At 29.0% G+C, this 23,565-nt stretch carries 23 protein-coding genes; 9 read left to right on the top strand and 14 right to left on the bottom strand.

Annotation, left to right across the window (positions count from 1 at the left end; translation table 11 throughout):
• Positions 1 to 10 precede the first annotated feature (10 nt).
• The 3 genes from L3B98_RS25780 to L3B98_RS25770 form a co-directional block, all read right to left on the bottom strand.
• Entirely contained in the window at positions 11 to 691 is a 681-nt protein-coding gene (locus L3B98_RS25780) for an NAD(P)-dependent oxidoreductase (RefSeq protein ID WP_238918803.1), read from the bottom strand.
• Positions 649 to 1,854, bottom strand: a complete 1,206-nt coding sequence (gene hemA, locus L3B98_RS25775) for a glutamyl-tRNA reductase (protein ID WP_238918802.1) — start codon at positions 1,852 to 1,854, stop codon at positions 649 to 651. Before hemA ends, L3B98_RS25780 begins: the two co-directional genes overlap by 43 nt.
• A gap of 630 nt (positions 1,855 to 2,484) precedes the next feature.
• A complete protein-coding gene (locus L3B98_RS25770) occupies positions 2,485 to 3,474 on the bottom strand; it encodes a helix-turn-helix transcriptional regulator (protein WP_238918801.1) in 990 nt (329 codons plus the stop codon).
• Between the two features lie 245 nt (positions 3,475 to 3,719).
• Here L3B98_RS25770 and L3B98_RS25765 point away from each other — a divergent pair, with 245 nt between their 5' ends.
• The 4 genes from L3B98_RS25765 (at position 3,720) to L3B98_RS25750 (ending at position 6,244) form a co-directional block, all read left to right on the top strand.
• The gene (locus tag L3B98_RS25765) at positions 3,720 to 4,292 is read left to right on the top strand and encodes a flavin reductase (protein ID WP_238918799.1); all 573 of its coding nucleotides are present in this window, start codon (positions 3,720 to 3,722) and stop codon (positions 4,290 to 4,292) included.
• 16 nt (positions 4,293 to 4,308) lie between these two features.
• Positions 4,309 to 4,881 (top strand): flavin reductase family protein, encoded by a 573-nt coding sequence (locus L3B98_RS25760; RefSeq protein ID WP_238918798.1) that lies wholly within the window; start codon positions 4,309 to 4,311, stop codon positions 4,879 to 4,881.
• 366 nt (positions 4,882 to 5,247) lie between these two features.
• Positions 5,248 to 5,889: an undecaprenyl diphosphate synthase family protein gene (locus L3B98_RS25755; RefSeq protein WP_238918797.1), complete on the top strand. Its 642-nt coding sequence runs from the start codon at positions 5,248 to 5,250 to the stop codon at positions 5,887 to 5,889.
• Positions 5,890 to 5,977: 88 nt separating this feature from the next.
• On the top strand, positions 5,978 to 6,244 hold the full coding sequence (locus L3B98_RS25750; protein WP_238918795.1) for a DUF1294 domain-containing protein: 267 nt from the start codon (positions 5,978 to 5,980) through the stop codon (positions 6,242 to 6,244).
• Between the two features lie 24 nt (positions 6,245 to 6,268).
• Here L3B98_RS25750 and L3B98_RS25745 read toward each other — a convergent pair whose 3' ends face one another.
• The 3 genes from L3B98_RS25745 to metA all read right to left on the bottom strand — a co-directional run bounded on the left by L3B98_RS25745 (position 6,269) and on the right by metA (position 8,230).
• Positions 6,269 to 6,478, bottom strand: coding sequence for a DUF5808 domain-containing protein (locus L3B98_RS25745; protein ID WP_238918794.1), 210 nt, complete (start codon positions 6,476 to 6,478; stop codon positions 6,269 to 6,271).
• Positions 6,479 to 6,547: 69 nt separating this feature from the next.
• On the bottom strand, positions 6,548 to 7,153 hold the full coding sequence (locus tag L3B98_RS25740; protein ID WP_238918793.1) for a DUF2238 domain-containing protein: 606 nt from the start codon (positions 7,151 to 7,153) through the stop codon (positions 6,548 to 6,550).
• A 162-nt stretch (positions 7,154 to 7,315) separates the two neighbouring features.
• On the bottom strand, positions 7,316 to 8,230 hold the full coding sequence (gene metA, locus L3B98_RS25735; protein ID WP_015391572.1) for a homoserine O-succinyltransferase: 915 nt from the start codon (positions 8,228 to 8,230) through the stop codon (positions 7,316 to 7,318).
• Positions 8,231 to 8,545: 315 nt separating this feature from the next.
• Between metA and L3B98_RS25730 the strand changes: the two genes are divergently transcribed.
• Positions 8,546 to 9,604, top strand: a complete 1,059-nt coding sequence (locus tag L3B98_RS25730) for a lactonase family protein (protein WP_238918792.1) — start codon at positions 8,546 to 8,548, stop codon at positions 9,602 to 9,604.
• Between the two features lie 253 nt (positions 9,605 to 9,857).
• Positions 9,858 to 11,624: an adenine deaminase gene (ade, locus tag L3B98_RS25725; RefSeq protein WP_238918791.1), complete on the top strand. Its 1,767-nt coding sequence runs from the start codon at positions 9,858 to 9,860 to the stop codon at positions 11,622 to 11,624.
• 147 nt (positions 11,625 to 11,771) lie between these two features.
• On the opposite strand, the gene L3B98_RS25720 is transcribed toward ade, so the two are convergent.
• Together L3B98_RS25720 and yidA are read right to left on the bottom strand one after the other, a co-directional pair.
• Complete coding sequence (locus L3B98_RS25720; RefSeq protein WP_015391569.1) at positions 11,772 to 12,878, bottom strand: HD-GYP domain-containing protein; 1,107 nt, start codon at positions 12,876 to 12,878, stop codon at positions 11,772 to 11,774.
• Positions 12,879 to 13,007: 129 nt separating this feature from the next.
• Positions 13,008 to 13,811, bottom strand: a complete 804-nt coding sequence (gene yidA / locus L3B98_RS25715; RefSeq protein WP_077361338.1) for a sugar-phosphatase — start codon at positions 13,809 to 13,811, stop codon at positions 13,008 to 13,010.
• 761 nt (positions 13,812 to 14,572) lie between these two features.
• Here yidA and ytaF point away from each other — a divergent pair.
• From ytaF to L3B98_RS25700, 3 genes are all read left to right on the top strand, one after another.
• Complete coding sequence (gene ytaF, locus L3B98_RS25710) at positions 14,573 to 15,199, top strand: sporulation membrane protein YtaF (RefSeq protein ID WP_077361336.1); 627 nt, start codon at positions 14,573 to 14,575, stop codon at positions 15,197 to 15,199.
• 426 nt (positions 15,200 to 15,625) lie between these two features.
• Positions 15,626 to 16,687, top strand: a complete 1,062-nt coding sequence (locus L3B98_RS25705; RefSeq protein ID WP_077361334.1) for a response regulator — start codon at positions 15,626 to 15,628, stop codon at positions 16,685 to 16,687.
• A 2-nt stretch (positions 16,688 to 16,689) separates the two neighbouring features.
• Positions 16,690 to 17,760: a response regulator gene (locus L3B98_RS25700; RefSeq protein WP_077361332.1), complete on the top strand. Its 1,071-nt coding sequence runs from the start codon at positions 16,690 to 16,692 to the stop codon at positions 17,758 to 17,760.
• Positions 17,761 to 17,915: 155 nt separating this feature from the next.
• On the opposite strand, the gene L3B98_RS25695 is transcribed toward L3B98_RS25700, so the two are convergent.
• The 6 genes from L3B98_RS25695 to L3B98_RS25670 form a co-directional block, all read right to left on the bottom strand.
• Complete coding sequence (locus L3B98_RS25695) at positions 17,916 to 18,431, bottom strand: hypothetical protein (protein WP_015391564.1); 516 nt, start codon at positions 18,429 to 18,431, stop codon at positions 17,916 to 17,918.
• 19 nt (positions 18,432 to 18,450) lie between these two features.
• Positions 18,451 to 19,950, bottom strand: a complete 1,500-nt coding sequence (locus L3B98_RS25690; protein WP_238918790.1) for a cobyric acid synthase — start codon at positions 19,948 to 19,950, stop codon at positions 18,451 to 18,453.
• Between the two features lie 94 nt (positions 19,951 to 20,044).
• Entirely contained in the window at positions 20,045 to 20,701 is a 657-nt protein-coding gene (locus L3B98_RS25685; RefSeq protein ID WP_238918788.1) for a diphthine--ammonia ligase, read from the bottom strand.
• Between the two features lie 52 nt (positions 20,702 to 20,753).
• Positions 20,754 to 21,827: a threonine-phosphate decarboxylase CobD gene (gene cobD, locus L3B98_RS25680; RefSeq protein WP_238918786.1), complete on the bottom strand. Its 1,074-nt coding sequence runs from the start codon at positions 21,825 to 21,827 to the stop codon at positions 20,754 to 20,756.
• 181 nt (positions 21,828 to 22,008) lie between these two features.
• Positions 22,009 to 22,962 (bottom strand): adenosylcobinamide-phosphate synthase CbiB, encoded by a 954-nt coding sequence (gene cbiB, locus L3B98_RS25675; protein WP_238918783.1) that lies wholly within the window; start codon positions 22,960 to 22,962, stop codon positions 22,009 to 22,011.
• Positions 22,959 to 23,564, bottom strand: a complete 606-nt coding sequence (locus L3B98_RS25670; RefSeq protein ID WP_077361322.1) for a histidine phosphatase family protein — start codon at positions 23,562 to 23,564, stop codon at positions 22,959 to 22,961. Before L3B98_RS25670 ends, cbiB begins: the two co-directional genes overlap by 4 nt.
• Position 23,565: the final 1 nt, after the last annotated feature.

The raw sequence follows: 23,565 nt of genomic DNA, 5'->3' as shown, positions 1-23,565 counted from the left end.
TCTTTTTATTCTAAGGCTCAAGTAAGTAATCTACAATATTCTTTGGGAAATTATTTCTTAGTTCTTCCTCACTTTTTCCTTCATCAAAAGCTTTTTTATATTCATCACTTACTATAAATTTAATTATATCATCTTTGTATGATTCCATCCCTTTTGTTTTATTTCGTATTTTAGTGATAAACGCCATAAAACTATCATATTCTTTTAATAAATTTTCTATCTTATTAGAAAGAAAAACTGAACCTTTAGGATTTCCATATTCAGTATTCAATGCAAAAGTTAAGTTATCGGTGCTTCTTTGAACTGGAACAACTCCCATGCCATTCATAAAATCAGAGGAATCTATGTATATTTTATATTTTTCATCACAATAGTCTTTTATTTTATTTTTTAAAATATCATCGTTAAAGGCTAAAATTACTATATGTTTATCATGTAAAAATCTAAAATTAAAGGGTTCATTTATAAGCTTTAAATTGTCTTTTGAGTTCTTAGCTAATTCAATTATTTCCTCGTCAAAAGTTTTTGCTAAGACTTCTACATAAGATTTACTCTTAACAAAATGCTTTGCTTTTATTGTACCAGCTTTTCCTCCTCCAATTATTCCTATTCTAAGCTTTTTTGATATCAATGAAATATAAGAATAATCTATTCCTTCGTGAAAAATATCTTTTGCATTATATTTATCCATTCTTCACCACTTCCTTTTAAAGCTTCTTCCTTAACAACTTCAATGGCTCTATTTATGTAAAAATCTGATGTACTTTTAATTAATCTATCAGCTAAAATTATATCCTTATCATTATCACTTTTATGTATAAAAGTTTTGCTCCTCTTTTCATAAACTTCATTACCTAAAGTTCTTAATTTTTGTATAACAGGAGAAACTTCCCTAAGCTTAAGCCACTCTTCATATTCATTAAGATATTTAAGCATAATATCTTTATTATTTTCCATTCTTTCTTTTCTTAATAATTTGTTGTTATCATCGATTCGGCTTATAGTATCAATATTATAAACTTCGGTTCTACTTATAAAAGAAACTTCTTCTTCTACATCTCTTGGAACAGCCAAATCGTATACTAAAATTTTGTTACCTTCCTCATTAAAATCACCTTTTCTAACGACTGCATGAGGTGCAGATGTACAGCTAATTATACAATCTACATTATCTATATAATTATTTTTCCCTTCAAAATCAATTACTTTAACTCTTTTATCATTTATCTCATCATTAACTTTAGCATTTCTAACCACTAAATATATAATTTCAACCTTGTGAGAAAGTAAATATTTCAAAATAAGCTGCCCAACTTCCCCATATCCTAAAACCATAAAACTATTACACTTTTGTTTTATAGCTTCATTTATAACTATTGATGCAGAAGAGACTGGAATTTCAAACAATTTAGCTTCTTTCCTAAATCTCTTTCCAGCAGTAATAGCCTCTTGGAATAATCTATGTAATTCTAAAGATACAGCTTTAAATTTTATTGCTTCTTCATAAGCCTCTTTTACCTGGCCTAAAATTTGATCTTCTCCAAGTATTTTAGAGTGAAATCCACAACATACTTCAAAAAGATGTCTATATGCACCTTTATCACTAGCAATAAATATGTACTTTCTATACTCAAAATTCCAATTAAAAATTAAAAAAACCTTTTCTAATAATTCTTCTTTTTCAAAAGATGCATTAAAATAAATCTCTGTTCTATTACAGGTTGCTAAAATAACTGCTTCTTTTAACTCCGTAAGTAATTCCTTCAAGTATAGTTCACGTTTTTTAGTTTTTATTATAAACTTTTCTCTTATTTCCAACGGAGTGTCTTTCTTTATACCAATTAAACCTATCACCTATTGTCACCTCGCCTGTTGATTTAATTATATCATCCAATTATATATTTAATTTACATTGTTAACAAAAATATCTCAACAATAATTTAGTATATACTATTATTATAGAAAAAGCATTAATTGAAGTTTATTATTTATTGCCATAAATTTGACACATAATATGATTATAATAATATTATAAAGTAGTTGATTGTTATTTACCCCTTATAAAATATAATTTCAGTCATTTTATGGCTAGCCTAAGTATAATATTCCCTTATTTATACTTAGGTTTTTTTTATTATATATATTTCAATTATCAATGTTCAATATTTAATATTCAAAGTTGATTTGTATTGAAAAGCTTTAAGTTTGGAATGAATGCGGAATCGTATAAATTTGCATTAGCGGAATCTCTTTTAGAACTCGCTCCGACCGAAAAAACAGAGATAGGCTTTGAAGAACTGGCTGATCTTTGTGAGCATCTGAAGACTGCACAAAAGCAGGTGACGAGCAGAAGCAGCCAGTTTCTTTAGGACTGTACTAAATTTAATAAAGGTGAGATCTTGCATGATGAACTAATCAGTATTATGGTTGAAAAAATGGTTTAATAACGTTATTGATGCATTTCACGAGCCGTAACATTGACCATTAAAGCTGACGAGGAGAAGTACCATAATACTGTTTAAAGGCCTTATAGAAATTGCTGCTATTGCTGTATCCGAGCATATCAGCAATTTTTTCAATGGAAAGATCCGTATGATCCAATAATAGCTTGGCTCTTCGCATACGTGATTCTGCTAGCAGAGCAGAAAAGGTCTTACCTGTCTTTTCCGGCAAAAGACGGGAAATATAAACTGGGTGATATCCGAAATGGGATGCAATGTCATTCAATGTTACAGAATCAGAGTGTGATTCGATATATTCCATAATCCGGTCAATTAATGTCGTACCAGTAGGTAGATGCTGACGCTTGTACTCATAAGAAATATACATTGCAAGGGACATGACCATAGGTTTTAAAATTTTCTGTGAGTCCTCTGTTTTATGGGCATATTCAAGAATCATGACATTCAGCAGCTGCCAGATTGGCGAAGAAGCTGGAATTTCAAGATGAACGAACTCTTCTGCATATTTGTTTTTCTGTGGTTCCAGAAAAAAATTAAGCATGGAGTTATCTGCTGAGAGCACACTCAGGTATTCTCGGAAAAAGGTTTCTTTACGAATCAGTACTCCGAGAATAATACATTCGTGATCAGAATCATGTTTAACAGCATAGCCACTGTAGGGTTGACCTATATAGCAGTCTCCTTCTTTTACCGTGATCCGATTGTTATAGTTGGCGCTTAATGCATCATAATCTCCGTGGTAGGCAAAATGAATGAAAAAAAACTCCTGGCGGTGAAAACGCTCATCAATTTTTTTTCCTTTAAATGCACACACCATAACTTCCTCAGATTTCTCTCCTAACCAATGCGAAATCAGTTCGTTATTTCCTGATGACGGATCCGAGCTAAAGTCCCAATTGAGGTGTGGAAAGTCCCGACCGAGTTTTTCTAATGCGTGATCAATTTCGGTATCGCAATTCCAAGACATAACAACATTCCTTTCTTCAGATTTCTGAGCAATTATTTCAAGCATTGCAACGTTTTTGGCAAATCAGATATACTTGTATCTAATTGTAGGTTAAAATATGCCATAATTCAAGTTAATATTTAGCGCTGATTTGGAAGATGAAAATCTATATGATGGATTAGTAACGATTATGATTTCTCATACTATTATGATTTCTTTGCAGAACGTAAGGCTGCAGAAGAACAGATGATCAAAATGACAAAAGCACTGGGAGTGGAGAACCCGACATCCTGAATTTAAGGAGGATAAATATGTCTAGAAAAAATATCGGAGCAAAGCCATACATCACACCGATGCCGGTTTTGATGATTTCATCTTATGATGAGGCTGAAAAGCCGACCGCCATGTTAGCAGTATGGGGCGGAATCACGAATGAGACAGAAATTACTATTACCGTAGCATCCCAGAGAAATACGTTAAAGGGTATTCTTGGCAGAGGTTCCTTTGTTGTAAGTATGGCGGATGTGGAAAATGAAGTTGCCTGTGATTACCTTGGTATAACAACTGGAAATAAAATGGAATATAAGTTTGAAGAGTCCGGATTCCATACAACAAAGTCCGAATTCGTAGATTCACCGATTATCGATGAGCTTCCTTTTGCCGTTGAGTGCAGAGTGAAGAGCTATGATGAGGAAACCTGGAGACTGGTAGGCGAAATCGTCAATGTAAGTCTGGATGAACGGATTCTTGGAGAAGATGGAAAGGTATCATTTGAAAAATTCCATCCGATCACTTTCGATTGGATGAATAAGTCATATCTGTCCGTTGGTAAAAAGGTCGGTGATGCTTACCGCGACGGACTTCATTTGAGAGAGAAGAACTGAGAGGAGGTTGTTTATTATGATGAAAAATTTAGGTCCAAATGCTTTTTCGTATGGTTATCCAGCGCCGGTTTTAATGGTTGGCACTTATAATGATGATGGAACAGTCAATGTGATGAATTTGCATGAGTGTACAAGGACAAATGCCGGTGATCTCTCATTATGTATTGGTCCACGTAGTAAGACGCATGATAATATTAAAAAGAGACGTGCATTTACTGTTGCACTTGTTAATAAGAATTTGATAAAGGAAGTTGATTACTTTGGAATTGTAACCGGCCATAGAGTTCCTGATAAATTTGAAAAAGCAGGCTTGAAGGCTGTAAAGAGTGAACACGTCAATGCCCCTATCATCGAAGGCAGTCCACTAGTCATCGAATGCGAACTCATAGAGGTTGTAAGATCAAATAATTTCACTACTGTACTTGCCAGAATTGTCAATGTAGCGGCAGATGAGTCAGTATTAGATAACACCGGCATAATTGATGCCAAGAAAACAGGAATGTTATTTTTTGATTCGTTCAGCAACAGCTATTTTTCATTAGGTGATAAAGCTGGAAATGCATGGGTCGAAGGAAAAAAATATCTGTAATGTCGAGACAAATAGTAACACTAAATATATCAATATAAGGAAACCCACGGATTTTCTCTTCTGAGAATGTCTGTGGGTGTTTTTTGTCCTAAAGCGGAAATATGTCTTTTTCCAATACATAAAAAAATAAATTTGACTAGAAACTCAATTACGCATGTTTTGATAATTAGAATGAGAAACTGCATAAATCCTGATCTTGGTTGGACAAATAAGTTTCTAATTGTCCTTCACACTATTTCCATAGGTTCTTGTTTTTTTCATTATGATCTTGGTTGCGCTTCGCGCTTTTTTTATCTGTGTGTATTTTTTTCTCCCATTTGGATATACTCTAAAAGGCAAAATTAAAATTTATGAGGTGATCTAAAAATGCGCATTCCAAAACATATAGGTATTATTCCTGATGGAAATAGACGGTGGGCTATGTTTAATTCTATGACTAAAGATAAGGGATATCAGCATGGTATAAATCCCGGACTTGAAGTTTTTAAGTTATGCCAAAAAGAACAGGTTGAAGAAGTGACCTTTTATGGTTTTACTGTAGATAATACTAAACGTCCCAAAGATCAAAAAATAGCTTTTACCAAGGCGTGCATCGATTCAGTAATTCTCTTAACTAAAGAAGATTGTGAAATATTAGTATTGGGAAATACAAAATCTAATTGCTTTCCAGTTGAATTATTACCTTTCACCACAAGAAGAAAATTCGGTAATGGTGGAATAAAGGTAAACTTTTTAATTAATTATGGTTGGGAGTGGGATTTAAATTTATTAAAAAATAGCAGTGCCTCTAATAAAAACATTCAACATTACATTCATTCAAAGGATATTTCTAGAATTGATTTGATAATTCGCTGGGGTGGACGTAGACGTTTAAGTGGTTTGTTGCCTATTCAAGCTGTTTACGCAGATTTTTATGTTTTAGAAAATTATTGGCCTGATTTTAAAACTAAAGATTTTTATAATGCTCTAGCTTGGTATGATGAACAGGATGTTACTTTAGGCGGTTGAAATTACAATATACTTTACTATACTAGGTTTATACTCTAAAATAAATTATATTGTTATAATTTACATTATTTATTTAGGAGTGAAACTTATGTTAAAAATTATTCTAGCATATTTATTAGTAATTAATTTAGTTGGCTTTATCATCATGCTTATTGATAAACAAAAGGCTATTCACAAGGAATGGAGAATACCTGAAAATACACTTATTGGTATTTCCATAATTGGTGGCTCTATTGGTATGTTGTTTGGAATGTCTGCTTTTAGACATAAAACCAAACATATAAAATTTAAGTTTGGTGTACCATTCATACTTTTTATTGAAATTGGATTAATCATATTGTATTTTAATTATTAATTATACATAACTTACATACAGAAATTAAACGAAAAATAAATATATTGCTATGACTAAAATAATTGCTATATAGGCAGGTATCATCATAAGGGCAAAAGTTCTTCTTCCACCTTTACTTGCAAAGTTAATTGTTGATCCTTTCCCATTATTTTTTTCAATAACTTCTGATGGGTCATCTGGATTATAATAAAAAATTCCAAATTTCCAATGTTTTGAATTATTTTCTTTATTCATTTATAATACACCTCATTTTATATATTATTTACAATAATTTAATTTACTTATCAAAGGGTACTGGAGCAATTATAATTTCTCCAATAATTTATCATGATACTTCCCTAATGCTATTATTGAAAAAATTGCTCCAATCAATGCAAACGTCATATCCCATTGAGTATCCCAAACATCTCCCTGAGTTCCTAAAAAAGCATCTGCTGCTTCCCCAGTAAATGTTGCAACAGCAAATTCTATCAATTCATAAGAAGCACTAACTGCAAGACATATAGAAATCACAATAAAATTAGTCCATGCTCTGTTTTTTATTACTTTATTTCTAATAAACACTTCTCTAAGAACTATTGCAGGAACAAATCCTTGTGCAAAGTGTCCTACCCTGTCATAATAATTTCTACTTAAATGAAAAATATCTTTTATCCAATTAAACAATGGCATTTCAGCATACGTATAATGCCCACCTATTATTAATATTATTGCATGAATCCATATAAGCAAATAAGTGAAATTTGAAAATTTAAATTTATTATATGTAACTATCAATACTACCCCCGCTATTATAGCCGGTAATACTTCTAGTGCCCATGTAAATAAATCATGACAATTTATTGCTGATAAAATCAAAATTATACATATACTAATTAATAAGAACTTACATAAATACTCTCTTCTCATTACTTTACCCCTATTTAATATTTCCAAATATATTAAACTATTACTCTTTTACACATTTTTATTTATCCTAAGTTTAGTCCATAAAATTTAATAAATCAATAGAAAAAAACAAAGACATGCTTATGAAATTATCAAAATTAAAGCATGTCATTTTTTATTAATTTATAGTTTATTAAGATCGAAAGGTGTATTTTGATATACACAGTAATTTAACCAATTTCCAAAAACTAAACTTGCTGTTGCCCTCCATATATACTTAGGAGTTTCATTCACATCATCATTCTTGAAATAATTTTTAGGTATTGCTACATTATCACCTTTCTCTTTATCTCTAATATATTCATCTTTAAGTGTATTTCTGTCATATTCCATATGACCTGTAATAAACACGCCTCTTCTATCCTTTGTTGCGACAATAAATATACCAGCTTCTTCAGATTCAGATAAAATCTCTAATTCTGGTGCTTTCTCAATATCTTCCCGTTTCACTTCAGTATGTCTTGAATGAGGTGCATAAAATACATCATCTAAACCTCTAGTAAGATCTGCTTTTTCATCATTTACCCAATGTGGAAATACTCCAAACATCTTTTCTTCCAAATCATATTTAGGTATTCCATAATGATAATATAAGCCTGCTTGAGATGCCCAACAAATATGAATTGTAGAAAACACATTAGTTTTGCTCCATTCCATTATCTTAGTGAGTTCATTCCAGTATGTAACCTCTTCAAATTCCATTTTTTCTACTGGTGCACCTGTTATTATCAGTCCATCAAATTTTTGATCCTTTATATCATCAAAATAACTATAAAATTTATCTAAATGCTCTGATGGTGTATTTTGTGAAATATAAGTTTTTGTTTGAATAAGTGTTATTTCAACTTGTAAAGGTGTATTCGATAAATATCTCAACAATTGATTTTCAGCAACTATTTTTTTAGGCATTAAATTTAAAATTGCTATTTTTAATGGTCTTATATCTTGAGTATTAGCCCTTTCATCATTCATTACAAAGATATTTTCATTAGATAAAACCTGAAACGCAGGTAATTGTATAGGAATTTTTATTGGCATTCCTAAGTCCCCCTTCTATTTAAATATTTCTTACTCATAGGATAATATTACTGAAAACAGTAACCCTCACATTATCCATATGATATACTTCTCAGCAAGTGCTTTTACTATAACTAAAAAATTATAGACATTACTATTTTTTGCTTATAATTTATTATATCAAAATTCCTTTTGTAATCAACATTGCAGCACGACTTAAGTTAATTAAATCTGTATATATATCACAAACCCTCACATAATAATCTTATTACTGTGCTTTGTTTTTAGCTTTATGCTATACTAATACATATGTAAGAAAAAGGAGTTCGTGTATTTATGTCAAATAATAATATCGCAATTGGATATATCGGAACATATACTAAGAATAATAGTAAAGGAATTTATAGAATTAATTTTAATACTACATCAGGTCATATTGAAAAAGTAAATTTAGCTTTTGAAATAGAAAACCCTACATATTTATCTATTGATAGAGATAGACACATTCTATATTCTTCCTGCAAAGATGATAAAAAAGCTGGGGTCTCCTCTTTTAAATATTGGGAAGAAAAAGATGAGCTAAATATAATAAATAACTATATCTCAGAAGAAAAACCACCGTGTCATGTAAGTATAAGCAAAGATAAACAAATACTAATTTCATCAAATTATCATGAAAATAAGATGCTTATATATAAAACCTTAGATGGATTAATTTTAGATTCTCCTATTTTAGGAAGCCATTGTGGACATAGTATAAATATTTCAAGACAAGAAAAACCTCATATCCATTGTTCAATGTTTACACATGATGAAAATTATATTATTTCAATAGATTTAGGAACTGATAAACTGATGGTTTCAACAATTAATGATGGTACTCTTAATTATAAGGATAATCTTAATTATACATTTCCTGCTGGAACAGGACCAAGACATGTTACTTATTCAAAAACATTCCCTGAATACTATTATGTAATAAGTGAATTAACTTCTGAAATTTTTGTTTTTAAATATAACGTAAATTCAGAAAATCTCTTTGAAAATATTCAAATTTTGAGTAGTTTACCACCTAATTACACTGAGAAAAAATCTGGAGGTGCAATTAGAATTCATAATAATAATAAATTTTTATATACTTCTGACAGAGGAAATAATTCAATAAGTTTATTTTTAATTGACAAAAATAATGGCCACTTAAAATATATCGATTCATTTTCTTGCAACGGTGATTCTCCTAGAGATTTTCAATTAGATCCAACAGGAAACTTTTTACTTAGTGCTAACGAGAATTCTGACAATATAACAATATTCTCTATTAATCAATTAACAGGAGTACTTACTTTCATAAAATCTGAGAATATTCCAACTCCCACATGCATAGAATTTATTTAATTATATATAAATATAGAAGATCACTATTTTAACAAATGCTCATCTCCTATATTTTTTTAATATACGTATATATAAATAAAATTTCACTTCATATATTCCAAATCATACGTGAAATAAAATTTATTTTATTGTAAACCTTTTATCTTTTTGACAATAGTAATTAACTTAATTATAATAATAAAAATATATTTTAACGTGATTGCGCTTTGCGCTTTTTTTATAATATGATGATTATTAGGAGGAGGATATTACTTTGAATAAACAAACATTAATAAACACTATAAAAGCATCTAGAAAAGAAATCAAATGTGATTTAGTAATTAAAAATATAACTATAATAGATGTTTTTAATAAAGATAGATTTGTTGGCAGTATAGGAATCAAAGATGGTTATATTGTTGGTATTGGAAATTACGATGGTGAAGAAATTATAGATGGTACTAACAAATATATTTGTCCCGGCCTTATTGACTCACATTGTCATATAGAATCCAGCTTAGTTACCCCTGCAGAATACTCTAAGTATGCTTTATTAAACGGAATAACTTCTATTATTGCTGATCCTCATGAAATTTCTAATGTAATGGGCACTGATGGCATAGATTTTATGCTAAATTCTTCAAAAGACCTTCCTTTTGATATATATTTCATGCTTCCTTCATGTGTTCCTGGAACTTGTTTTGAAAGTTCTGGCGCTACCTTATTATCTCAAGATCTCATAAATTATTATAAAAATGATAGAATTCTAGGTTTGGCTGAAGTTATGGATTATCCCTCTGTAGCCTATTGTAAAGAAAATATTATTGATAAAATTTATGATGCTGTACATAATAATAAAGTAATTGATGGGCATGGAGCTGGTTTTACACCTATGATGTCAAACACGTATAGAAGTGCTCACATTTTAACAGATCATGAATGTATCAATGCAAATGAAGCCCTTGAAAAAATCAGACGAGGAATGCATATCCTAATTCGAGAAGGTACTGTTGCTAAAAATTTAAAAGAATTACTACCAGCGGTAAATGAAAATAATAGCAGTAGATTTTGTTTTTGTACTGATGACAAACATATTGATGATATTGCTAACAATGGCTCAATTAATAATTCTATTGTTTATGCTATAAAGAATGGTTTGAAACCTGAAACTGCAATTCAAATGGCAACTATTAATCCTTCTAATCTTTATAAATTAAATGATAAGGGTGCTATTGCTCCTGGATATATTGCTGATTTTATTATTTTGGATAATTTAGAAGAATTTAAGATTTCTAAAGTATTTAAGGCTGGAAAACTTATTGTTGATAACAATAAAATTACTAATTACAACGCTAGTTTAGTAAAAAAAGCTTCTGGCTTATACAGCAATACTGTTAATTTACCCTTTCTTAGTGAAAATAGCTTTACCATTAGCATAAAACGTAAGGATAACACTAAATTAAATGTAATAGAAATAATTCCAAACAAATTAGAAAGTATTCATTTAGAATTAAATATTGATGATATAAAATCTATGAATCATAATAATTATACAGAATTCAAACCTTCGCCTAAAGATGATTTAGCAAAAATTGCAGTCATTGAAAGACATAAAGGCTCTGGAAATGTTGGCCTTGGAATATTAAAAGGCTTAGGTCTTAAGGAAGGTGCAATTGGAACTACTATTGCTCATGATTCCCATAATTTAATCCTTGCAGGTACAAATGATAAAGATATGCTATTTGCTGCTAAAGAGTTAGAAAAAATGCATGGTGGAATAATTATAGTTAAAGATGAAACTATCCTAGCTCATATTTCCCTTGAAATTGGAGGGCTTATGACTAACAGACAGTATCATGAAATTGAAGATGATTTAAAAAATCTTCATTTTGCTATTAAAGCTATAGCTCCAGATATTAATTTCAATCCATTTTTGACATTGTCATTTTTGTCATTACCAGTGATTCCAGATTTGAAAATTACTGATAAGGGTCTATTTGACGTTACTAAATTTGAATTTATAGATATTTGTAAAAATTAACTTTATACATTATCCACAGATTTTACTGCATTATAAATTCCTGAAAAATAAGAAAAGTTACAAGTGATAAGTGTTTACAATTACTTATCACTTGTAACTTTTTATTGTGTCTTCATATTAACTCTATATTACTAATACTTTACCACTCTATACATCATGTACAACTTTTGTAATTACTATAGAAATTTCTTTAATTAAATTAATTTCATCACCAATCCTAGTTACTCTCTGGCTCTCAATTATTTTCAAAATTGGTCTTAGCGGAAAACCTGGGATTGTTTCTCTTACTAATGCCCTTTCTCCAGTACTGATTTCCACTATAGTTCCCTTTGGATAAGGAATAACAATTCTGCAAAAAATATTAACAATATTATAATCAAACATTGATCCAGCATTAGACATTAAATACTCTAATACATCACTAGGAAACATAGCTCTTTTTTCAGGTAAATCTGTTGATAAATTATCATAAGCATCCGCAATGCTTACTATATAACTCAAATCCACAATATTATCTTTGTTTAATCTATCTGGATAACCTTTCCCATCTGGTCTCTCATGATGCTGTAATACAATCATTTTACTTAAACTATTTATATTATAAGTACTTGATAAATATTTATATCCTAATCTCGGATGTTGCTTAATCATTTCTTTTTCATCAGCAGTTAATTCAGCTTCTATGTCAGATAGTCTCTTTGGCAAAAATGATTTTCCAATATCATGAATCAAAGCACCTATACAAAGAGCTTCCAATTTCTTTTTGGGCATCTGAAAAGTTATTCCTATTGTAAGTGATATTACAGCAACATTTACTGAATGAGAATACATATAATTATCCATACTTCTTATATCAACTAAAGCCAACAGTACATCTTTATGCTTTAAAATATCTTCAATTATATTAACTGCCATTTTCCCTATATTATAAAAATAGCTTTGTTCTTGCCACGTATAATCACTTTCTTTATTTCTTTCTTGATCAGTAGTGTTAAGTCTTCCAATATTGGAAAAGGCTTCTTTTATAGTTATAATTGCTTTTTGTCTTATCTCTGGTTTTATGATGTCGTCAATTTCCTCATCACTATATTTATCAACAATATATATAGATAAAATATTTATTTCTTTTATTTTTGCAATTGTAACTTCTCTTAAAACAACTCCCGCCCTTAGCAAAACTCTACCGTCTACATCATATAAGGTTTTGCCAAGAACTGTATTAGGCTTTACACTTTCAATTGGGACTAATCTCATAGCTCGTATCCCCTCCCACTCACTATATAATTCCCATTTTTTAAGGCATCAGCTACTTTTCTATATTTAATTTTGCTGAACATATAAATTTTATTCTTCCCCATATATTATTTACCCATAAAGCATATCTTATAAAATAAATTTTTCTATTACATTTGCTACTCCATCTTCGTCATTTGATGTAGTAATAAAATCAGCTATTTCCTTTACATCTGAAGTTGCATTTGCCATAGCAACTCCTAGTCCAGCATACTTTATCATAGATAAGTCATTAGCTGCATCACCACAAGCAATTATTTCTTCTTGTTTTATACCAAGATACTCTGCAAGCTTTTTCAAACCTAATCCTTTATCTACTTCCTTGTTAGTAAATTCTAAAAAGAAAGGCGAACTCTTAAATACATTGTATTTTTCATAAGCTTCACTAGGTAATTTTTCTATAGCTGGATCTAATATTTCTGGTGGGTCAATCATCATAACTTTAATAATGTCTTCCTCATCATCAATTTCATTAAGATCCCTTACATTTATATCTATTTCATTTATTTCTGCCTCATACTCTGTGTATTTGCTAATTTTAGGAGCTATTAATCCTTCTCTTGCAGAAAAGGCATGAATATTTACATTATTTTTTTTACTTATCTCATATAAGTATTTTAAATCTTTACCTTTTAATGGTAACTTAGATACAATTTCTTTTGTTTTGGCATTTTGAACTAATCCACCATTAAAACTCAAAACATAATCTTCATCTTTCATTAAATCAAGTTCTTCTAAATGCTTGGTTAAACCAATTAATGGTCTTCCTGATGCCAGTACAACTTTAACACCTTTTGCTTCTGCCGCCTTTATTGCAGCTTGAGTCTTAATCGAAACCTTTTTATCTGTTGTTAATAAAGTTCCATCCATATCTAATGCTATTAATTTATACATATTTCTCCTCCATTTGTTGCTAATACAATTATTACTAATACTCATGATATAACTAACTTAACTTCTGTAATATCTTTTATTAATAATATAGTTTTCTTTTGATGTGCAATCTTTCTACATTTGAAATTTACTACATAATCTAATTATAATATATATATTGCAATTATCAATGTACAATTGTAAGTTATCAATCCAACTTATACTATTCACAAAGTTAACTATCTTATTTTACTTCAACTTTAATCTAATATACTAAGTTTACAAGTATTATTATAGATATCCAAATAAATAATCAAACTTATAAATGGAATATACATATACTATTGAGAAATTATAAGCGTAACACTACACTAGAAATTAGATACATATTTGTGCAAGCGGCATATGAAATTGGTTGTTAAGCAGTGAACCCAAATCTATGATTTGGTGTGAATCGCTTACTCAGCGAACGAATGTGAGTCGAGTTTCCTCTAAGGTTGTTCCACTTTCTGCTTGTCATAAATTTACTTTAGGAACATGCAGAAATGGGTGCATCCTTCCACTTAGAACCCATCCAGCGAAAATTTCATTAGTTCGCTGTAATAAATATGTGTTTAATTTCGGTAAGTTCCGCATATGTCTAATTCTTGCTTTGGATATCTATAATTTATTTCAATTTTAATTCCGAGTTAATATTTTACTAAATAATTCCTCAAAATTTGTCACTAATAGTAATTATTTTTCATATTATAAAGTGTATCAAAACTTCTGAGGTAATATTTATGCTTGAATCTTTATTATTAGTATCATCCTTATGTATAGATTCCTTTGTAGCAAGCATTGCTTATGGGACTTCTAAAATTCATATTCCTCATATATCAAAAATTATTATAAACCTCGTATGTACAATCACACTAGCTTGTTCTTTACTTATTGGTTCTATATTAAAAAGTTTTCTTCCAAGTAATCTCCCCGTAATTTTAGGTTTTTTTCTCTTAATGTTACTAGGAACATACAGGTTGTTTGAAAGTATTTTTAAATCATATATTTCCAAATATTCTAGGTCAGACAAACCACTAACCTTTAAAATTTTTGATTTTAAATTTATTCTACAGGTCTATGCAGATGAAATTAAAGCAGATTTTGATAATTCTAAATCTTTAAATATTAAAGAATCCTTCTATTTAGGATTAGCCTTATCATTAGACAGTCTTGCTGTTGGAATTGGCTCAAGTTTATGCAATGTAAATTATTTTGAAGTTTTAGTACTCTGCTTTATTATCGGCCTTATTGCAGTTTCCTTTGGTAGTTTCCTTGGGAAAAAATTTGCACAAAAATTAAATTTAAACTTGTCCTGGCTTTCTGGTGCTCTGCTTATATTATTAGCAATACTCAGAGTATTAAAATAATAAGTATGTCAGATTCAAACTAGCATTTTAAAATAGGTAAGAAGTAAAAGCGAATAATTACAAGTTGATGTCGAAAATTCCATCAATTTTTCTCAAATTTAAATTATAAAAATACTCTTACTTCTTACGTAAACTACAATATTTATACATTTAATTAAAATTTTATTTACCCCTTCATTATTTTACATTATCTTTTACTTATTGCCATAATTCTGCTAAAATAATATTAGGGGATTGTTAATTTATATTTTTTTTTAAAACTTATATAATTATTTAATATATAGTTACTTAAATTTGTCATTTAGTTATAATTTAAAAATAAATATACTATTATTAAATGTTATTTATATCGGGGCTAAATGAGAACACTTTATTTAGTATATAGATTCCAAATATATTTTTTAAAAATTAGTTAGGGGGAATCATATGGAACATATCTTGATCGTGGATGATAGCGTGACTAATTTAAAATTTTCACAACAGGTTTTAAAACCATATTATAACGTCACGCTGTTGACTTCTGCTATACAAACGATGAAATTCTTACTAAAAAATACTCCAGATTTAATATTACTTGACATAAATATGCCTGGTATAAATGGATATGAAGTAATGAGTACTATTAAATCAATGGATAGATTAAATAAAGTACCAGTTATATTTTTGACTTCATCAACAGATATTGAAAGTGAATTAAAATGCCTTAAACTTGGTGCTGTAGATTTTATAAGTAAACCTTTCGTACCTGAATTAATGCTAACTAGAATTAATACTCATTTGGAACTTGCACGGTACAGAAAGGAACTTGAATATCTTGTACTTAAAAAAACACAAACTATAGAAAACTTGCAAGACAGTATCGTTGTTGGACTTGCAGAGCTAGTTGAATGCAGAAATGGTGAAACAGGTGGACATATTAAGCGAACAGCGAAATATATAGAAATCTTAGTATTAGCAATGGTTGATGCAGGATTATATCCAGATATTTTTACAGAAGATTATATTCGCAACATTATTCGTTCAGCCCCTCTTCATGATATAGGAAAAATAGGCATTTCTGATAACATACTTCTAAAAACAGAAGATTATAATAAAAATGAGCGTGATTACATGAAACAACATACTATCTTAGGAGGGGCTGCACTCCAAAAGGTAATAGATGCTTCAAATGAAGAAAATTTTCTATTTATAGCTAAAGATATGGCTCTTTGTCATCATGAAAGATGGGATGGTACTGGATATCCATATGGCCTTTCAGAATATAATATTCCTTTATGTGCACGTATTATGGCTATTGTTGATGTCTATGATGCGCTTACCTCAAGACGTGTATATAAGAAACCATTCAGCCATGAAAAAGCTGTTGAAATAATATCACAAGGGACTGGAACCCATTTTGAACCAGCTATTGTCGATGTATTTTTATCAGTAAGTGATTCCTTTCTTTATATCTCACAATCATATATTGAAGATTTAGGAGGTAAATAGATATGGTCACATCAAAAAATATTATTGTAAAACCTTTTATTGCTCCTAAAGCTAAAGTATTGATTGTTGATGATAGTAATGTAACCTTAACAATTGAGAGAGACATAATGAGTAGTTTTGCTATGGATATATCAACTGCACATAGTGGCGAGGAATGCTTAGAATTACTAAAAAACAATTCATATGACATTATTTTTATGGACATTGTAATGCCAATTCTAAATGGAATTCAAGCAACTTCTAAGATCCGTGAAAAGAAAGAAGAACATTTGAAAAACATTACAATAATCGCTTTAACTGCAAGCATTTCTTCTAATTCACTCGCTCTCTATGTTGAGAACGGTTTTAATGATTATTTAGAAAAGCCAATAAAAATTTTTGAATTAAATAAAATTCTTCGCAGTTATCTTCCAAAAGAATATATTGAAGAAATAACCTTTACAGAAAAACCAGCAAAGATAACAAATGAAATAAAAATAAAGAATGTTAATACAAGAAAAGCAATTAAAAATTGCTGTGGCAATATGGATAATTATCTTTCACTTCTTTCAGTTGCTTATTATGATGGTAAAAATAAAATAAATATAATTAAAGATTTTGCGAATAATAAAGATATTGAAAATTATACTATAGAGGTACATGCTCTAAAAACTGTTGCTGCTTTAATTGGAGATGAAAGCCTATGCCAGTTAGCTAAACTTCATGAAATCGCTGGAACAAATAAAGATTTAAAATTCATTACAGAGAATGTTGATCTTTTACTTAATAAATATACTACCCTTTTATCTAATATTGAATTTGTAATTACAAAAGAAACTACAGTTCCCCAACCTAAAATTAAGGAATTTAATTTTCAAGATTTAATAACTATAGTTACTAATATAGCTAACACAATCGATAATTTCGACTTGGATTCTAGCAACAAATATTTAAATGAATTATTGGAATATGATTTAACTGAAAGCCAATTTATAATTCTAAATAAAATCAAGAATCTATTGAATGTTTTTGATTATGACACAGCTTATGAATTAATTACTAATTTTAAACATACTTTATATAAAGATATATAAAAATTAGATTTACATAAAATAAAAAACTTATATAATATATATTATATGCAAAAGCAGTGATCAATTTGATGCCGGATGATTATTATAATATCCATAAGCTCAAATTTCACTGCTTTTATATAAACTTTATTTAAACCTAAATACAATACTTACATTTATAAATTCACAAATCGACTAAATTGCTTGTCCAATTCCTCTAAATCTGATTGTAAAAACTTATGAAAAGTTTCTTTCTCTAATCTATAGGCAAATAGATTAGAATTTAAAAAATTCAAATACTTCTCTGTTAAAGGAAAAATTTCTTCTTCTGGAACCTTATACACTTCCCTTAACACATCAAAAAAAGATCCTCCACTAAAAGTTTTCACCCTTTTTTGTGCTGTATAAAGTACACTTGAAACTTTATCACCGCCAAAAACTTCTACTTGCTCCTGTATTGATCCATATCCTTTTTTTAGCATATCAATATATTCATCTACAATAGCTTCTTTAGAATTTCCTATATTTTTTCTAGAGATTATATTCTTTAAAACTTCATAGGCCTTTTCTTCAGATATCCAAAAAGCTTGTTCTAATACATCTGTGGTTTTATAAAATTTTTTTCCTTTAATGTTTTCTCTTGCACGATCTTCTATGTATTTTAATAACCTTTCTTCTGTAACTGTCAACATATTCTCTTCACCTCTAAACCTAAATTTCAATAATCTCTTTTAATTTTTCTAGATTTATATTTTCTTCAAGCAATTTAGCTAATTTATCATATTGATTATCTTTATATTCATTAATTTTTTCAATAACCATTTCTTCAGATGTTATTATATTGTTGTATTTTTTGAGAGACTTTACAAATAAACTCATGAATTCCTCAGAATCAAACAACCCGTGAAGATAAGTTCCTGCAACCATCTTTTCTTCGTCACATACTCCAACCACATTACCCTCTAAATCTTTTATAAATGGAATTGCTTTCTTACCTATTTTACTTATTCCATTATGAATTTCATATCCACTTATGGTGGTTGCCTCAATATTTCTTATTAATTTAAGATCACATAGTATTTCACCCTTAGTTTGTTTTGTGATCTTAGTTTCGTTAAACCTTGTTTTAATATCCAGAAATCCAAAACCATCTTCCTGAGAAATCTCTCCTTCAACTCCTAACTTATCAAGAATACACGTTCCTAACATTTGATATCCACCACATATTCCAAAGATTGGAGCTCCATTTGCTTTTAATTCTTTGATTTTATTAAATAATTTATTTTCTTTAATATTTTGCAAATCTTCTATGGTACTTTTAGTTCCAGGTATTATTATTAAGTTTGGATTTTTTAACTCAGATGGTTTAGTAACATATCTTACTGTTACTCCTGGCATTCTTTCTAATATATTAAAATCAGTAAAATTTGACATATGTGAAAGTCTTATAATAGCAATATCCAAAGTTCCTTCTTCTTCACTATTCTTGATTCTTTCAGTCACACTATCTTCGTCTTCAATGTCAAACTTTTCATAAGGCATAACTCCAAGTACAGGAATTTTAATAATTTCCTCCAATTGCTTAATTGCAGGCTTAAATAATTCTACATTTCCTCTAAACTTGTTTATTATAACACCTTTGATTCTACTTCTCTCTGCTTCTGATAATAATTGAATAGTTCCAACGATTGAAGCAAAAACTCCCCCCCTATCAATATCTGATACTAAAATCACGGGTGCATTTGCCACTTCAGCCATTGCCATATTAGCAATATCACTATCTTTTAAATTTATTTCTGCACAACTTCCAGAGCCTTCTAAAACAATTATATCATAATCCTCTTTAAGTTTTTCATATGCTTCTTTTACTTTTTTCTTTAAATTTTTGTTAAGTTCCTTATATTTATAAGGTTCAATATTACGAAAAACCTTTCCATTTAAAATTACCTGCGTACAATTCCCACTTGGTTTTAATAAGACTGGATTCATTAAAGCATCTGGTTCTATTTTACAAGCTTCCGCTTGAACCACTTGTGCTCTTCCCATTTCTAATCCATCTTTAGTTACATATGAATTCAATGAAATATTTAACGCCTTAAAAGGAGCTACACTAAAACCCTGATTTTTCAAATGCCTGCATATAGCTGCTGCTATGGTACTTTTTCCAACTGAGGATGCTGTACCTAAAAACATTATATTTTTTTTATCCATTGATTTTACTCCTCTCAAATTTGAGTTCCAATACTTAGGTATACTAAAACTAATCCTTCTGCTCTTATTTTAAATACTGTTTAGTTTTATGTATTTATATCCCATCTATAACTAGATAACCAAAATTATCATCTATATCTTTTTTAATTTGGTTAAAAGCAACCCTATTTTTAAATATTGGTCCATCAAATACCAGGGTGTGATATTCACCATTTTCTCCACTTGGATCGCAACCTAACTTCTTAATTTCTTGAACAACATCTTTAGTTAGTTCTTTTCCTAAAAACTCTTCTCCTAAAGCTTTTAAATTAACCTTTTTTATTATTGCTTTAAAACCACAATCTAAAAATTCATTAGTCAAGCTTTCTCTATCTTCCTGCCATATTGGAAATACTCCTTCAACTCCTGCTGCATCACATCTATCTAAGCACCATTTTTTATGAGTCTCTATATCAATATCACCAAAGACACATATTTTTGCACCATTTTTCTTAGCCCCAATTAATGCTTTTTCAAATTCCTTTTCATATTCCTTTCCTTCTCCACATTCAACTTCAATAAGAGGAATTTCTAATTCTTTTGAAACCATTTGTAAAACATTTTTTGGTATCCTATGAAAACACGAGTCATTTTGATTATCAAAGGTTACTAATAATCCGATTATTTCATATTCCTTTTTCATCATCCTATACATGGATAAAGTACAATCTTTACCGCCACTAAATGAAATCACAACTTTTTCTTTACTCATTTTATACTTACCTCATTTACTTATTACTATATATTTTATATTACCTCTAACTTTATAATTCTTCAAATATACGTCTAATCTCCTCGATTAAAATAACATTTTCTTCATGCGTTCTTACAGCTATCCTATAATAATTCTTATTCAACCCTTCATAGTTACTACAGCTTCTGATTAATATATTTCTTTTTAGTAGTTCCTTCTTCAAATTAATATTTTTGCAAGTTTTTATTAAAATAAAATTGACACTTGGTTCATATAATTTCAATTCACTATTCTTTTTTAATTCATTATATAAATATTCTTTTTCCTTAATCACGTATTTAATAGATTCTGATATATATTTTTTATCTTTAATACCAATTTTCGCTGCTATTTCAGCTAAAATATTTATATTCCAAGCAGGAGTAATTTTTTCTATTTCTCTTTTTAGTTTTAAATTTCCACTTATTCCATATCCAATTCTTAATCCTGGAAGTGCAAAGAACTTAGTTAATGATTTTATTATAATTAAATTATTATATTCATTTACATAAGAAATCATAGATACATCTTCCTCAATAAAATCCAAAAATGATTCATCTATTATAGTTATAACATCATTTTCTTTTGTTTTCATTAAAATTCTAATCAATAATTCTTTAGGCGTAATAACTCCTGTTGGATTATTGGGATTGCATATGAATAAAACATCTAATTCTCTATTTATATATTCTAAAATATCATCTTGTATCTTAAATTTATTTTCTTCTTTTAAGTTGTAATAAATCACATTTCCGCTTACAGCTCTTGTTGCCTCTTCATATTCTGAAAATGTTGGTGCTAGTATTAATGCATTTTGAGGGTTAAAACCTCTGACTATATTAAATAATACTTCTGCTGCACCATTACCTAATATTATACTTTCTTTATCTATATTTTCAAACTCACTAATTGCACATTTAAGTTCAAAATAAGTTATATCTGGATATTTTTCAACTTCCTTTAATCCATCAATTATTGCTTCTTTAACACTAGCTGGCATTCCTAAAGGATTTATATTAGCTGAAAAATCAATAATTTTATTATACTCTAACTTATTTTTTCTACTTAACTCCTTTGCATCTCCACCATGACCAAAGTTCGCCATAAAAGCCCTCCATATTTTCTAACATTTTTTTATTTTAATAATTTTAATTCTAGAAAACCCAATAGGCTTTTCACCTAAAACTCGTACCTTCTGCTTTTACTTCTTACATATTTATTTTCTCTGATTAGTATTTACAGCTCAAATTAAGAAATTCTAAAAAAAGTCATCATTAATTGATAATTTAAACATAAGTGCTATAAAAAATAATGCCCTTTATTAATATAACAAGGACAAATCCTATAAAAGAAGATAAATAAAGTACTCTAGCAGTTTTATCAACATCTCTAATTTCTATTTCCTTAATTTTATCTCCTATAGTTGACTTTTCAACAAGCTTGCCAAAATAAAAATTGGCCCCTCCAAGTTCTACTCCCAGAGCTCCTGCCATAGCTGCTTCTGGATGAGCACTATTAGGACTTGTATGATTGTGCCTATCCCTCTTATAAATTTTAAAACTATTTTTGTAATCATAACCTAAAATTCCAGCTGCAATTATTATTAAAACTCCTGTTACCCTTGCAGGAATATAATTAAAGATATCATCTAATTTTGCTGGAAAATAACCAAATTCCATATATTTATCATTTTTATAGCCAAACATTGAATCCATGGTATTTACAGCTTTATATGCAAAAGCTAAAGGTGCTCCAAAAATTCCTGCATAAAACAATGGAGCTATAATTCCATCTGCCATATTTTCAGCTATAGTCTCTACAACTGCCTTTATTATACCTTCTCTACTTAAGCTTCCAGTATCCCTTCCAACAATAAAAGACAATTGTTTTCTCGCACCATCTATATCATCTTTCATTAAAAACTTAATCACTTTATAACCTTCAACTACTAGGCCTTTTGATGCTATACAAAAATATATTAATATTCCTTCAATAATAACGCCAAAATAAACATTAATTCTTTTGCATATACTCACAATTTCAAAGGTAATTGCAAATACTATTAATATTGTGAATATCCAAGTTAAAAAACCTGCAGTTTTTAAACTTTTCTTTAAGATTTTCCTAAATAATGCTTCAAGTCTTTTTGCTATATATCCTATTCCTCTAACTGGATGAAATGGATTATTAGGATCTCCAATTATTATATCTAAAAGAAATCCTATTGTTAATTCAATCATACTAACCTCACTTTACTAATCTTGAACTTATTTTTTTCTAGTACATCTATTATAAGTTCGTAGCCTTCACCATTTTTAGGTTGCCATTCATAAAATTTTTTACTATCATCATACAACATTTCCAACAACATTCCTATACTTCCACCATGAAGTACTCCAAAAGCAGTATTAATATTTTCTTCATATAGCAAATTAATGAGTTCTATGAAACCCTCTTTAATTCTATTTCTAAATTCTAATTTATTTTCACCATTTGGACATTTTATCTTTCCTTCAATATCATCTATCCAAGCTGTATATTCCTTTAATGCTTTTAAATCCTCATAAGATTTCAACTCAAAATCTCCAAAATCATATTCAAATAATTTATCAAAAACATTATATTTATTTCTTGAACATAGAATTTCCATAGTTTGATTTGCTCTTTTAGCTCCACTTGTAAAATAGAAATCACATTTATGAAATTTGTATTTTTCTGAAATATTCTTTAATTCTTTTATTCCATTTTCACTTAATTCCACATCACTTTTCCCACAATATAGTTGCTTTTCATTACAATAAGTTTTTCCATGCCTAATTAAATATACTTTAATTTCTCTCATG

Origin of the sequence: Clostridium sp. YIM B02555 (assembly GCF_022320955.1) — a bacterium.
Lineage (GTDB): Bacteria > Bacillota > Clostridia > Clostridiales > Clostridiaceae > Clostridium > Clostridium saccharoperbutylacetonicum.
This window is presented reverse-complemented; position numbering and strand designations above follow the sequence as displayed.

Excerpts from the sequence above, each read along its gene's own strand:
- yidA (WP_077361338.1), bottom strand. The coding sequence starts at position 13,811 with ATGTATAAATTAATAGCATTAGATATGGATGGAACTTTATTAACAACA.
- L3B98_RS25760 (WP_238918798.1), top strand. The coding sequence starts at position 4,309 with ATGATGAAAAATTTAGGTCCAAATGCTTTTTCGTATGGTTATCCAGCG.
- cbiB (WP_238918783.1), bottom strand. The coding sequence starts at position 22,962 with ATGATTGAATTAACAATAGGATTTCTTTTAGATATAATAATTGGAGAT.
- L3B98_RS25765 (WP_238918799.1), top strand. The coding sequence starts at position 3,720 with ATGTCTAGAAAAAATATCGGAGCAAAGCCATACATCACACCGATGCCG.
- cobD (WP_238918786.1), bottom strand. The coding sequence starts at position 21,827 with ATGGCGAACTTTGGTCATGGTGGAGATGCAAAGGAGTTAAGTAGAAAA.
- ytaF (WP_077361336.1), top strand. The coding sequence starts at position 14,573 with ATGCTTGAATCTTTATTATTAGTATCATCCTTATGTATAGATTCCTTT.
- L3B98_RS25670 (WP_077361322.1), bottom strand. The coding sequence starts at position 23,564 with ATGAGAGAAATTAAAGTATATTTAATTAGGCATGGAAAAACTTATTGT.
- L3B98_RS25695 (WP_015391564.1), bottom strand. The coding sequence starts at position 18,431 with ATGTTGACAGTTACAGAAGAAAGGTTATTAAAATACATAGAAGATCGT.
- L3B98_RS25780 (WP_238918803.1), bottom strand. The coding sequence starts at position 691 with ATGGATAAATATAATGCAAAAGATATTTTTCACGAAGGAATAGATTAT.
- L3B98_RS25770 (WP_238918801.1), bottom strand. The coding sequence starts at position 3,474 with ATGCTTGAAATAATTGCTCAGAAATCTGAAGAAAGGAATGTTGTTATG.
- L3B98_RS25740 (WP_238918793.1), bottom strand. The coding sequence starts at position 7,153 with ATGAGAAGAGAGTATTTATGTAAGTTCTTATTAATTAGTATATGTATA.
- L3B98_RS25755 (WP_238918797.1), top strand. The coding sequence starts at position 5,248 with ATGCGCATTCCAAAACATATAGGTATTATTCCTGATGGAAATAGACGG.
- L3B98_RS25730 (WP_238918792.1), top strand. The coding sequence starts at position 8,546 with ATGTCAAATAATAATATCGCAATTGGATATATCGGAACATATACTAAG.
- metA (WP_015391572.1), bottom strand. The coding sequence starts at position 8,230 with ATGCCAATAAAAATTCCTATACAATTACCTGCGTTTCAGGTTTTATCT.
- L3B98_RS25700 (WP_077361332.1), top strand. The coding sequence starts at position 16,690 with ATGGTCACATCAAAAAATATTATTGTAAAACCTTTTATTGCTCCTAAA.
- L3B98_RS25690 (WP_238918790.1), bottom strand. The coding sequence starts at position 19,950 with ATGGATAAAAAAAATATAATGTTTTTAGGTACAGCATCCTCAGTTGGA.
- L3B98_RS25745 (WP_238918794.1), bottom strand. The coding sequence starts at position 6,478 with ATGAATAAAGAAAATAATTCAAAACATTGGAAATTTGGAATTTTTTAT.
- L3B98_RS25750 (WP_238918795.1), top strand. The coding sequence starts at position 5,978 with ATGTTAAAAATTATTCTAGCATATTTATTAGTAATTAATTTAGTTGGC.
- L3B98_RS25685 (WP_238918788.1), bottom strand. The coding sequence starts at position 20,701 with ATGAGTAAAGAAAAAGTTGTGATTTCATTTAGTGGCGGTAAAGATTGT.
- L3B98_RS25720 (WP_015391569.1), bottom strand. The coding sequence starts at position 12,878 with ATGAGATTAGTCCCAATTGAAAGTGTAAAGCCTAATACAGTTCTTGGC.
- L3B98_RS25705 (WP_077361334.1), top strand. The coding sequence starts at position 15,626 with ATGGAACATATCTTGATCGTGGATGATAGCGTGACTAATTTAAAATTT.